21 protein-coding genes are annotated in these 9,516 nt (G+C 48.2%); 20 read left to right on the forward strand and 1 reads right to left on the reverse strand.

Annotated features, from left to right (window positions below; translation table 11 throughout):
* The 3 genes from GC128_RS21920 to bfr form a co-directional block, all read left to right on the forward strand.
* A partial coding sequence (locus GC128_RS21920) for an integrase core domain-containing protein (protein WP_151993624.1) occupies window positions 1-91 on the forward strand: 91 nt, incomplete at its 5' end.
* Between the two features lie 132 nt (window positions 92-223).
* Window positions 224-418, forward strand: a complete 195-nt coding sequence (gene bfd, locus GC128_RS21925; RefSeq protein ID WP_034461786.1) for a bacterioferritin-associated ferredoxin — start codon at window positions 224-226, stop codon at window positions 416-418.
* A gap of 72 nt (window positions 419-490) precedes the next feature.
* Window positions 491-967, forward strand: a complete 477-nt coding sequence (gene bfr / locus GC128_RS21930) for a bacterioferritin (protein ID WP_064514255.1) — start codon at window positions 491-493, stop codon at window positions 965-967.
* Here bfr and GC128_RS21935 read toward each other — a convergent pair.
* The gene (locus tag GC128_RS21935; protein WP_325063696.1) at window positions 951-1,469 is read right to left on the reverse strand and encodes a prepilin peptidase; all 519 of its coding nucleotides are present in this window, start codon (window positions 1,467-1,469) and stop codon (window positions 951-953) included. The genes bfr and GC128_RS21935 overlap by 17 nt on opposite strands.
* A 380-nt stretch (window positions 1,470-1,849) precedes the next feature.
* Between GC128_RS21935 and rpsJ the strand changes: the two genes are divergently transcribed.
* From rpsJ to rplF, 17 genes are all read left to right on the forward strand, one after another.
* Window positions 1,850-2,161 carry a 30S ribosomal protein S10 gene (gene rpsJ, locus GC128_RS21940; protein ID WP_034461784.1) on the forward strand — a complete coding sequence of 104 codons (312 nt, stop codon included), beginning with the start codon at window positions 1,850-1,852 and terminating at the stop codon, window positions 2,159-2,161.
* Window positions 2,162-2,192: 31 nt separating this feature from the next.
* On the forward strand, window positions 2,193-2,822 hold the full coding sequence (gene rplC, locus GC128_RS21945; RefSeq protein WP_064514251.1) for a 50S ribosomal protein L3: 630 nt from the start codon (window positions 2,193-2,195) through the stop codon (window positions 2,820-2,822).
* Between the two features lie 10 nt (window positions 2,823-2,832).
* Window positions 2,833-3,438, forward strand: a complete 606-nt coding sequence (gene rplD / locus GC128_RS21950) for a 50S ribosomal protein L4 (protein WP_034461782.1) — start codon at window positions 2,833-2,835, stop codon at window positions 3,436-3,438.
* The gene (gene rplW / locus GC128_RS21955) at window positions 3,435-3,737 is read left to right on the forward strand and encodes a 50S ribosomal protein L23 (protein WP_034461781.1); all 303 of its coding nucleotides are present in this window, start codon (window positions 3,435-3,437) and stop codon (window positions 3,735-3,737) included. The genes rplD and rplW overlap by 4 nt, the downstream gene beginning before the upstream one ends.
* A gap of 17 nt (window positions 3,738-3,754) precedes the next feature.
* A complete protein-coding gene (gene rplB, locus GC128_RS21960) occupies window positions 3,755-4,576 on the forward strand; it encodes a 50S ribosomal protein L2 (protein WP_034461780.1) in 822 nt (273 codons plus the stop codon).
* Between the two features lie 16 nt (window positions 4,577-4,592).
* Entirely contained in the window at window positions 4,593-4,871 is a 279-nt protein-coding gene (rpsS, locus tag GC128_RS21965; RefSeq protein WP_001138115.1) for a 30S ribosomal protein S19, read from the forward strand.
* A gap of 13 nt (window positions 4,872-4,884) precedes the next feature.
* Window positions 4,885-5,217 (forward strand): 50S ribosomal protein L22, encoded by a 333-nt coding sequence (gene rplV / locus GC128_RS21970; RefSeq protein ID WP_034461779.1) that lies wholly within the window; start codon window positions 4,885-4,887, stop codon window positions 5,215-5,217.
* Between the two features lie 17 nt (window positions 5,218-5,234).
* Window positions 5,235-5,936 (forward strand): 30S ribosomal protein S3, encoded by a 702-nt coding sequence (gene rpsC / locus GC128_RS21975; protein ID WP_000529945.1) that lies wholly within the window; start codon window positions 5,235-5,237, stop codon window positions 5,934-5,936.
* 11 nt (window positions 5,937-5,947) lie between these two features.
* On the forward strand, window positions 5,948-6,358 hold the full coding sequence (gene rplP, locus GC128_RS21980; protein ID WP_008927134.1) for a 50S ribosomal protein L16: 411 nt from the start codon (window positions 5,948-5,950) through the stop codon (window positions 6,356-6,358).
* Window positions 6,358-6,549 (forward strand): 50S ribosomal protein L29, encoded by a 192-nt coding sequence (gene rpmC, locus GC128_RS21985; RefSeq protein WP_008457158.1) that lies wholly within the window; start codon window positions 6,358-6,360, stop codon window positions 6,547-6,549. Before rplP ends, rpmC begins: the two co-directional genes overlap by 1 nt.
* Window positions 6,549-6,803, forward strand: a complete 255-nt coding sequence (gene rpsQ, locus GC128_RS21990) for a 30S ribosomal protein S17 (RefSeq protein ID WP_034461775.1) — start codon at window positions 6,549-6,551, stop codon at window positions 6,801-6,803. The genes rpmC and rpsQ overlap by 1 nt, the downstream gene beginning before the upstream one ends.
* 166 nt (window positions 6,804-6,969) lie before the next feature.
* Window positions 6,970-7,341 carry a 50S ribosomal protein L14 gene (gene rplN, locus GC128_RS21995; protein ID WP_002438705.1) on the forward strand — a complete coding sequence of 124 codons (372 nt, stop codon included), beginning with the start codon at window positions 6,970-6,972 and terminating at the stop codon, window positions 7,339-7,341.
* A 10-nt stretch (window positions 7,342-7,351) separates the two neighbouring features.
* On the forward strand, window positions 7,352-7,666 hold the full coding sequence (gene rplX, locus GC128_RS22000; protein WP_034461774.1) for a 50S ribosomal protein L24: 315 nt from the start codon (window positions 7,352-7,354) through the stop codon (window positions 7,664-7,666).
* A 14-nt stretch (window positions 7,667-7,680) separates the two neighbouring features.
* The gene (gene rplE / locus GC128_RS22005) at window positions 7,681-8,220 is read left to right on the forward strand and encodes a 50S ribosomal protein L5 (protein WP_034461772.1); all 540 of its coding nucleotides are present in this window, start codon (window positions 7,681-7,683) and stop codon (window positions 8,218-8,220) included.
* Window positions 8,221-8,233: 13 nt separating this feature from the next.
* Complete coding sequence (gene rpsN, locus GC128_RS22010) at window positions 8,234-8,539, forward strand: 30S ribosomal protein S14 (protein ID WP_034461771.1); 306 nt, start codon at window positions 8,234-8,236, stop codon at window positions 8,537-8,539.
* A gap of 30 nt (window positions 8,540-8,569) precedes the next feature.
* Complete coding sequence (gene rpsH, locus GC128_RS22015) at window positions 8,570-8,962, forward strand: 30S ribosomal protein S8 (protein WP_034461770.1); 393 nt, start codon at window positions 8,570-8,572, stop codon at window positions 8,960-8,962.
* Between the two features lie 13 nt (window positions 8,963-8,975).
* Window positions 8,976-9,509: a 50S ribosomal protein L6 gene (gene rplF, locus GC128_RS22020; RefSeq protein ID WP_034461769.1), complete on the forward strand. Its 534-nt coding sequence runs from the start codon at window positions 8,976-8,978 to the stop codon at window positions 9,507-9,509.
* The last annotated feature ends 7 nt before the right edge of the window (window positions 9,510-9,516 follow it).

Consider the following 9,516-nt stretch of genomic DNA (forward strand, 5'->3'; position numbering starts at 1 on the left):
GGTCAGGGAGTCGGTAGAAATCTACAATACCCGGCGTCCGCATCTGTCGTTAAAATACAAAACGCCCGATGAAGTTCATCAGGCATTTTAAGGCTGAAAAGTGTCAACCTATATCAGGACTAGTCATATTTTTGCCGCTTACTCACTCAAGCAACATGGGTGTGCTATTGTAATCATAACTATTCTCATTTACACTTTGCGCGTAATTTGAACGGGAGTGCTTATGTACGTTTGTTTGTGTAATGGTGTAAGTGATAAAAAAATTCGGCAGGCAGTGCGCCAGTTTCATCCACAATCTTTCCAGCAGCTTCGCAAGTTTGTGCCAGTGGGAAACCAATGTGGCAAATGCATTCGCGCAGCACGAGAAATCATGCAAGAAGAGCTATTGCAGATCCCAGAATTTAAAGAGATTGCCTAAGACGGTCACTTTTTTTTGACTTACTCCGTGCTACATCTACGCTTCATGTAGTGGAAGCGGAGGGAGTAAAAAATGAAAGGTGATACTAAGATAATAAATTATCTCAATAAATTATTGGGAAACGAGCTTGTCGCGATTAATCAGTATTTTCTCCATGCGAGAATGTTCAAAAACTGGGGCCTGATGCGCCTCAACGAAGTTGAGTACCACGAATCCATTGATGAAATGAAACATGCCGATAAGTACATCGAGCGTATTTTATTTCTCGAAGGCATTCCAAATCTGCAAGATTTAGGCAAGCTCCATATTGGTGAAGATGTTGAAGAAATGCTTCAATCTGACCTTAAATTAGAAATGGAAGGTGCCAAAGATTTGCGTGAAGCCATTGCTTACGCAGATACCATTCATGACTATGTCAGTCGAGACATGCTGATCCAAATTCTTGCAGAGGAAGAGCATCATATCGATTGGTTGGAAACTGAATTAGATCTCATCTCTAAAATTGGTTTGCAGAATTATATTCAGTCGCAAATCAAAGAAGGAAATTGAGTTCTTTAAACAGTGGGAAGGAGGAGTATATCCATCCTGCTGAACCACCCGCTATCGTAAGGTATGGGCCAAAGGGTAGCGGAGTGGTAGTCAGTGACATTCTGTTCTTTCTTAGTAACTTTTTTATTAACACTGAAAACAGGCCCAATGATGAGGCTGTGAACAATATCCACCCCAAACTCTGCCATCCATGCCATGCTCCTAAGGCAGCCAAAAGCTTCATATCGCCGTAGCCGATGCCTTCACAGTTTCTCCAATAAAAATAAATCCAGTACAACCCCCACAAACTGACATACCCGCAAATAGCGCCAAGTACTGATGTTACTAAATTCTCGGGTATAAAAAACAGCTGATACAGTAACCCAGACCATAACAAAGAGTAGGTCAGATTATCCGGGAGCAACATGCATCGATAATCTATCCAGGCTAGCCGTAGCAAAAGCCCAATATAGAGTGCGAGAAAGGGCAGTTCGAATAGGGTAGGGGATGTAAACATACGCATTGATGACTCTGCAGTGAGATGATTTACAACACTAAATTAATATCAATGTGAAAACAAAATGAAGATTATTCAGGTGCGAGCAGCCCCCCAGGGAAGATTCTATGGCTAGTCATTTTTACCTCTAGAGTTGAAGGTGTGCCGTACCCTTGCATAAAAAATTGTTTAATTCGTATCCATGGCTTGATTCAGGGGCAGATTTACGTATAATGCGCGGGCCTGTCTTAATCGACGGCTGGCTCAATACGAGCCTGGCAGTGAAGTTACTGTCGACAATGTTCCCAATTGGGGAACTATGTATGAACGATTACACTCCCCCATCAATCGTAATGGGTGTGAGTAGTGATTTTTTTCGTCTATAAAATAATTGGAGCTATGGTCTCATGCAGAGCCAAAGAATCCGTATCCGTCTTAAAGCGTTTGATCATCGTCTGATTGATCAATCAACTGCGGAAATCGTCGAGACTGCTAAGCGCACTGGTGCGCAAGTACGTGGTCCGATCCCGCTGCCGACCCGCAAAGAGCGCTTTACCGTTCTGATCTCTCCGCACGTCAACAAAGACGCGCGTGATCAGTACGAAATTCGCACTCACAAGCGTCTGGTTGACATCGTTGAGCCAACTGAGAAAACCGTTGATGCTCTGATGCGTCTGGATCTGGCTGCTGGTGTTGACGTGCAGATCAGCCTGGGTTAATCAGGTCATTGACGATTGAGAGGTTGAAACAATGATTGGTTTAGTCGGTAAAAAATTGGGTATGACCCGTATCTTCACTGAAGACGGCGTTTCTATCCCAGTAACCGTGATCGAAGTAGAAGCAAACCGTGTTACTCAGGTCAAAGATCTGGCTAACGACGGCTACCGTGCTGTTCAAGTTACCACTGGCGCTAAAAAAGCTAGCCGTGTAACTAAGCCGGAAGCTGGTCACTTCGCTAAAGCTGGCGTAGAAGCTGGCCGTGGCCTTTGGGAATTCCGTCTTGCAGAAGGCGAAGAGTTCACTGTAGGTCAAGACGTTAGCGTTGAGCTGTTTGCTGAAGTTAAAAAAGTTGACGTAACTGGCACCTCTAAAGGTAAAGGTTTCGCAGGTACCGTTAAGCGCTGGAACTTCCGTACCCAGGATGCTACACACGGTAACTCCTTGTCTCACCGCGTTCCGGGTTCTATCGGTCAGAACCAGACTCCGGGCAAAGTGTTCAAAGGCAAGAAAATGGCAGGCCAACTGGGCAACGAACGTGTAACTGTTCAGAGCCTGGATGTAGTACGCGTTGACGCTGAGCGCAACCTGCTGCTGGTTAAGGGTGCAGTTCCGGGTGCAACCGGTAGCGACCTTATTGTTAAACCAGCTGTGAAGGCGTGAGGAGATAGCAATGGAATTAGTATTGAAAGACGCGCAAAGCGCGCTGACTGTTTCCGAAACTACCTTCGGTCGTGATTTCAACGAAGCGCTGGTACACCAGGTTGTAGTTGCTTATGCAGCTGGTGCCCGTCAAGGTACTCGTGCTCAGAAGACCCGTGCTGAAGTAACTGGTTCCGGCAAAAAGCCGTGGCGCCAGAAAGGTACCGGCCGTGCGCGTTCAGGTTCTATCAAGAGCCCGATCTGGCGTTCCGGTGGCGTAACCTTCGCTGCTCGCCCGCAGGACCACAGTCAAAAAGTTAACAAAAAGATGTACCGCGGAGCGCTGAAAAGCATTCTGTCCGAACTGGTACGTCAGGATCGTCTGATCGTTGTCGAACAGTTCTCTGTTGAAGCGCCTAAAACTAAGCTGCTTGCTCAGAAACTGAAAGACATGGCCCTGGAAGATGTGCTGATCGTAACTGGCGAACTGGATGAGAATCTGTTCCTGGCTGCGCGTAACCTGCATAAGGTTGACGTGCGCGACGCAGCAACAATCGATCCAGTTAGCCTGATCGCCTTCGACAAAGTCGTTATGACTGCTGATGCAGTTAAGCAAGTTGAGGAGATGCTGGCATGATCCGTGAAGAACGTCTGCTGAAAGTACTGCGCGCGCCGCACGTATCTGAAAAAGCATCTATGGCGATGGAAAAAACTAATACCATCGTTCTCAAAGTTGCAAAAGACGCGACCAAAGCAGAGATCGTTGCTGCTGTTGAGAAACTGTTCGAAGTTGAAGTTAAAGGCGTTAATACCTTGCTTGTTAAAGGTAAAACTAAGCGTCATGGACAGCGTATCGGTCGTCGTAGCGACTGGAAAAAAGCTTACGTCACCCTGAAGGAAGGCCAGAATCTGGACTTCGTCGGCGGCGCTGAGTAAGTCGGAGGAGAAAAACAATGGCAGTTGTTAAATGTAAACCGACATCTCCGGGTCGTCGCCACGTAGTTAAAGTGGTCAACCCTGAGCTGCATAAGGGCAAACCATTTGCTCCGCTGGTTGAAAAAAACAGCAAATCCGGTGGCCGCAATAACAATGGTCGTATCACTACTCGTCACATCGGTGGTGGTCACAAGCAGGCTTATCGTATTGTTGACTTTAAACGCAACAAAGACGGTATCCCGGCAGTTGTTGAACGTCTTGAGTACGATCCGAACCGTTCTGCGAATATCGCACTGGTTCTGTACAAAGATGGCGAACGCCGTTACATCCTGGCCCCTAAAGGCCTGAAAGCTGGCGACCAGATTCAATCTGGCGTTGATGCTGCAATCAAAGCAGGTAACACCCTGCCGATGCGCAATATCCCGGTTGGTTCTACCGTTCATAACGTAGAAATGAAACCAGGTAAAGGCGGTCAGCTTGCACGTTCTGCTGGTACCTATGTGCAGATCGTTGCACGTGATGGTGCTTACGTTACTCTGCGTCTGCGTTCTGGTGAAATGCGTAAAGTCGAAGCTGACTGCCGTGCAACCATGGGCGAAGTCGGTAACTCTGAGCATATGCTCCGCGTTCTGGGTAAAGCAGGTGCTGCTCGCTGGCGTGGTGTTCGTCCTACCGTTCGCGGTACTGCGATGAACCCAGTCGACCACCCACACGGTGGTGGTGAAGGTCGTAACTTTGGTAAGCACCCGGTAACTCCGTGGGGCGTTCAGACCAAAGGTAAGAAGACCCGCAGCAACAAGCGTACTGATAAATTCATCGTACGTCGCCGTAGCAAATAATTTTAGAGGATAAGCCATGCCACGTTCTCTCAAGAAAGGTCCTTTTATTGACCTGCACTTGCTGAAGAAGGTAGAGAAAGCGGTGGAAAGCGGTGACAAGAAGCCCCTGCGCACTTGGTCCCGTCGTTCAACGATCTTTCCTAACATGATCGGTTTGACCATCGCTGTCCATAATGGTCGTCAGCATGTTCCGGTATTTGTTTCCGACGAGATGGTCGGTCACAAACTGGGTGAATTTGCACCGACACGTACTTATCGCGGCCATGCTGCTGATAAAAAAGCCAAGAAGAAATAAGTAGGAGGAAGAGATGGAAACTTTAGCTCAACATCGCCACGCTCGTTCTTCTGCTCAAAAGGTTCGCCTTGTTGCAGACCTTATTCGCGGTAAGAAAGTGTCGCAGGCACTGGAAATTTTGACCTTCACCAACAAGAAAGCTGCGGTATTGGTCAAGAAAGTTCTGGAATCTGCCATTGCTAACGCTGAACACAACGATGGCGCTGACATTGACGATCTGAAAGTCGCGAAAATCTTCGTAGACGCAGGCCCAAGCATGAAGCGCATTATGCCGCGTGCAAAAGGTCGTGCAGATCGCATCCTGAAGCGCACCAGCCACATTACTGTGGTTGTGTCCGATCGCTGAGACTCTGGAGACTAGCAATGGGTCAGAAAGTACATCCTAATGGTATTCGCCTGGGTATTGTAAAACCTTGGAACTCTACTTGGTTTGCGAACACCAAAGAATTCGCTGACAACCTGGACAGCGATTTTAAAGTTCGTCAGTACCTGACTAAGGAACTGGCGAAGGCGTCTGTATCTCGTATCGTTATCGAGCGTCCAGCTAAGAGCATCCGTGTGACTATTCACACTGCTCGCCCTGGCATCGTAATCGGTAAGAAAGGCGAAGACGTAGAAAAACTGCGCAAGGTCGTAGCGGATATCGCTGGCGTTCCTGCACAGATCAATATCGCCGAAGTTCGTAAGCCTGAACTGGACGCAAAATTGGTTGCTGATAGCATCACTTCACAGCTGGAACGTCGTGTTATGTTCCGTCGTGCTATGAAGCGTGCTGTACAGAATGCCATGCGTCTGGGCGCTAAAGGTATCAAAGTTGAAGTTAGCGGCCGTCTGGGCGGCGCCGAGATCGCACGTACCGAATGGTATCGTGAAGGTCGCGTGCCGTTGCACACTCTGCGTGCTGACATTGACTACAACACCTCTGAAGCGCACACCACTTATGGTGTAATTGGCGTTAAAGTGTGGATCTTCAAAGGTGAGATCCTGGGTGGGATGGCTGCTGTTGAACAACCGGAAAAACCGGCTGCTCAACCTAAAAAGCAGCAGCGTAAAGGCCGTAAGTAAGGAGAGTCGCTGTGTTACAACCAAAGCGTACAAAATTCCGTAAAGTGCACAAAGGCCGCAACCGTGGTCTGGCTGCTGGTACGGATGTTAGCTTCGGCACTTTCGGTCTGAAAGCTGTTGGCCGTGGTCGTCTGACTGCACGTCAGATCGAAGCAGCACGTCGTGCAATGACCCGTGCAGTTAAGCGTCAGGGTAAGATCTGGATCCGTGTATTCCCGGACAAACCGATCACCGAAAAGCCGCTTGAAGTGCGTATGGGTAAAGGTAAAGGCAACGTAGAGTATTGGGTTGCCTTGATTCAGCCTGGTAAAGTCCTGTATGAAATGGACGGCGTACCAGAAGAGCTGGCCCGTGAAGCATTCAAGCTGGCAGCAGCGAAACTGCCGATTAAAACCACCTTTGTAACTAAGACGGTGATGTAATGAAAGCAAAAGAGCTGCGTGAAAAGAGTGTTGAAGAGCTGAACACCGAGCTGCTGAATTTGCTGCGTGAGCAGTTCAATCTGCGTATGCAAGCAGCAAGTGGCCAGCTGCAACAGACTCACCTGCTGAAGCAAGTGCGTCGTGATGTTGCACGTGTTAAGACTTTATTGACTCAGAAGGCGGGTGCGTAATGACCGATAAAATCCGTACTCTGCAAGGTCGCGTTGTTAGTGACAAAATGGAGAAATCCATTGTTGTTGCTATCGAACGTGTGGTGAAACACCCGATTTACGGTAAATTCATCAAACGTACGACCAAACTGCACGTACATGACGAGAACAATGAATGTGGTATCGGTGACGTGGTTGAAATCCGCGAATGCCGTCCACTGTCTAAGACTAAGTCTTGGACGCTTGTTCGCGTTGTAGATAAAGCTGTTCTGTAATACAGTGAGCTTTGTCTAACGAATAAACGGCTCAGTAAATGAGCCGTTTATTTTTTCTACCCATATTCAGGAACCGGTGTTATAATGCCGCGCCCTCGTTTATGGGGCTTTTTAACGACCTAATTATGGGTCCCGAAGTAGTAGTTGACATTAGCGGAGCACTGAAATGATCCAAGAACAGACTATGCTGACCGTAGCCGACAACTCCGGCGCGCGTCGCGTAATGTGTATCAAGGTTCTGGGTGGCTCGCACCGTCGCTACGCAGGCGTCGGCGACATCATCAAAATTACCATCAAGGAAGCAATTCCTCGTGGTAAGGTGAAGAAAGGCGATGTCCTGAAAGCGGTAGTGGTGCGCACCAGGAAGGGTGTTCGTCGCCCGGACGGTTCTGTCATTCGCTTCGATGGTAATGCATGCGTTATTTTAAATAATAACAGCGAGCAACCAATCGGCACGCGTATTTTTGGGCCGGTAACTCGTGAACTGCGTAATGAAAAGTTCATGAAAATTATCTCTCTGGCACCAGAAGTACTCTAAGGAGCGAATCATGGCAGCTAAAATCCGTCGTGATGACGAAGTTATCGTGTTAACCGGTAAAGATAAAGGTAAGCGCGGTAAAGTTAAGAATGTCTTGTCTTCCGGCAAGCTAATTGTTGAAGGTATCAACCTGGTTAAGAAACATCAGAAGCCGGTTCCGGCCCTGAACCAACCAGGTGGCATCGTTGAAAAAGAAGCTGCTATTCAAGTTTCTAACGTTGCACTCTTCAATGCGGCAACCGGCAAGGCTGACCGTGTAGGCTTTAGATTCGAAGAGGGCAAAAAAGTCCGTTTCTTCAAATCTAACAGCGAAACTATCAAGTAATTTGGAGTAGTACGATGGCGAAACTGCATGATTACTACAAAGACGAAGTAGTTACAAAACTCATGACTGAGTTTAACTACAATTCTGTCATGCAAGTCCCTCGGGTCGAGAAGATCACCCTGAACATGGGTGTGGGTGAAGCGATCGCTGACAAGAAACTGCTGGATAATGCAGCAGCTGACTTGACAGCAATCTCCGGTCAAAAACCGTTGATCACCAAAGCACGCAAATCAGTTGCAGGCTTCAAAATCCGTCAGGGCTATCCGATCGGCTGTAAAGTAACTCTGCGTGGCGAACGCATGTGGGAGTTTCTTGAGCGCCTGATCACCATTGCTGTACCACGTATCCGTGACTTCCGTGGCTTGTCCGCTAAGTCATTCGATGGCCGTGGTAACTACAGCATGGGTGTCCGTGAGCAGATCATCTTCCCAGAAATCGACTATGACAAAGTCGATCGCGTTCGTGGTTTGGATATTACCATTACCACTACTGCGAAATCTGATGATGAAGGCCGTGCTCTGCTGGCAGCCTTTAACTTCCCATTCCGTAAGTAAGGTAGGGTTACTAATGGCTAAGCAATCGATGAAAGCACGCGAAGTCGTTCGCGTGAAACTGGCCGACAAATACCGCGCTAAACGCGAGGAATTGAAAGCTATCATCTCTGGTGTGAACTCATCCGACGAAGAACGTTGGGATGCTGTTCTTAAGCTGCAGTCTCTGCCGCGTGATTCCAGCCCGTCCCGTCAGCGTAACCGCTGCCGCCAAACTGGTCGTCCGCATGGTTATGTGGGCAAATTCGGGTTGAGCCGTATCAAGCTTCGTGAAGCCGCTATGCGCGGTGAAGTACCTGGCTTGAAGAAGGCTAGCTGGTAATATCCAATTGAATCACGGGAGTAAAGACAGATGAGCATGCAAGATCCAATTGCGGATATGCTGACCCGTATCCGTAACGGTCAAGCCGCGAATAAAGTTGCGGTCACCATGCCTTCCTCCAAGCTGAAATTGGCAATTGCCAACGTGCTGAAAGAAGAAGGCTATATTGAAGATTTTAAAATCGAAGGCGACATCAAGCCTGAACTGGAACTGACTCTTAAGTATTTCCAGGGCAAGGCTGTGGTAGAGAGCATTCAGCGAGTCAGCCGCCCAGGTCTGCGCATCTATAAGAAAAAAGATGAGCTGCCTAAAGTTATGGCCGGTATGGGTATTGCTGTCGTTTCTACCTCTAAAGGTGTTATGACTGATCGTGCAGCGCGCCAAGCTGGTCTTGGTGGCGAAATTATCTGCTACGTAGCCTAATTGGAGGAATAAAATGTCTCGTGTTGCTAAAGCACCGGTCGTTATTCCTGCTGGCGTAGAGGTAAAACTCAACGGTCAGGTTATTTCGATCAAAGGTAAGAACGGCGAGCTGACTCGTACAATCAACGATGCTGTTGAAGTTAAACACGCTGATAATGCACTGACTTTCGCTCCGCGCGAAGGTTTTGCTAACGCGTGGGCCCAAGCGGGTACCACTCGTGCGCTGTTAAATGCAATGGTTATCGGTGTTACCGAAGGCTTCACTAAGAAGCTGCAGCTGGTTGGTGTAGGTTATCGTGCAGCAGTTAAAGGCAATGCGGTGAGTTTGGCCCTGGGCTTCTCTCATCCTGTTGAACATGCTCTGCCAGCGGGAATCACTGCTGAATGTCCAACTCAAACTGAAATCGTGCTGAAAGGCGCTGATAAGCAGATGATTGGACAAGTGGCTGCTGATCTGCGCGCCTACCGTCGTCCTGAGCCTTATAAAGGCAAGGGTGTTCGTTACGCCGACGAAGTCGTGCGTACCAAAGAGGCTAAGAAGAAGTAAGGTAACA

It is taken from the genome of Buttiauxella massiliensis, from assembly GCF_902500225.1.
GTDB lineage: Bacteria > Pseudomonadota > Gammaproteobacteria > Enterobacterales > Enterobacteriaceae > Buttiauxella > Buttiauxella massiliensis.

Bases quoted from the DNA above. Each gene is read 5' to 3' on its own strand.
- bfd (WP_034461786.1), top strand. From the start codon at position 224: ATGTACGTTTGTTTGTGTAATGGTGTAAGTGATAAAAAAATTCGGCAG.
- bfr (WP_064514255.1), top strand. From the start codon at position 491: ATGAAAGGTGATACTAAGATAATAAATTATCTCAATAAATTATTGGGA.
- GC128_RS21935 (WP_325063696.1), bottom strand. From the start codon at position 1,469: ATGCGTATGTTTACATCCCCTACCCTATTCGAACTGCCCTTTCTCGCA.
- rpsJ (WP_034461784.1), top strand. From the start codon at position 1,850: ATGCAGAGCCAAAGAATCCGTATCCGTCTTAAAGCGTTTGATCATCGT.
- rplC (WP_064514251.1), top strand. From the start codon at position 2,193: ATGATTGGTTTAGTCGGTAAAAAATTGGGTATGACCCGTATCTTCACT.
- rplD (WP_034461782.1), top strand. From the start codon at position 2,833: ATGGAATTAGTATTGAAAGACGCGCAAAGCGCGCTGACTGTTTCCGAA.
- rplW (WP_034461781.1), top strand. From the start codon at position 3,435: ATGATCCGTGAAGAACGTCTGCTGAAAGTACTGCGCGCGCCGCACGTA.
- rplB (WP_034461780.1), top strand. From the start codon at position 3,755: ATGGCAGTTGTTAAATGTAAACCGACATCTCCGGGTCGTCGCCACGTA.
- rpsS (WP_001138115.1), top strand. From the start codon at position 4,593: ATGCCACGTTCTCTCAAGAAAGGTCCTTTTATTGACCTGCACTTGCTG.
- rplV (WP_034461779.1), top strand. From the start codon at position 4,885: ATGGAAACTTTAGCTCAACATCGCCACGCTCGTTCTTCTGCTCAAAAG.
- rpsC (WP_000529945.1), top strand. From the start codon at position 5,235: ATGGGTCAGAAAGTACATCCTAATGGTATTCGCCTGGGTATTGTAAAA.
- rpmC (WP_008457158.1), top strand. From the start codon at position 6,358: ATGAAAGCAAAAGAGCTGCGTGAAAAGAGTGTTGAAGAGCTGAACACC.
- rpsQ (WP_034461775.1), top strand. From the start codon at position 6,549: ATGACCGATAAAATCCGTACTCTGCAAGGTCGCGTTGTTAGTGACAAA.
- rplN (WP_002438705.1), top strand. From the start codon at position 6,970: ATGATCCAAGAACAGACTATGCTGACCGTAGCCGACAACTCCGGCGCG.
- rplX (WP_034461774.1), top strand. From the start codon at position 7,352: ATGGCAGCTAAAATCCGTCGTGATGACGAAGTTATCGTGTTAACCGGT.
- rplE (WP_034461772.1), top strand. From the start codon at position 7,681: ATGGCGAAACTGCATGATTACTACAAAGACGAAGTAGTTACAAAACTC.
- rpsN (WP_034461771.1), top strand. From the start codon at position 8,234: ATGGCTAAGCAATCGATGAAAGCACGCGAAGTCGTTCGCGTGAAACTG.
- rpsH (WP_034461770.1), top strand. From the start codon at position 8,570: ATGAGCATGCAAGATCCAATTGCGGATATGCTGACCCGTATCCGTAAC.
- rplF (WP_034461769.1), top strand. From the start codon at position 8,976: ATGTCTCGTGTTGCTAAAGCACCGGTCGTTATTCCTGCTGGCGTAGAG.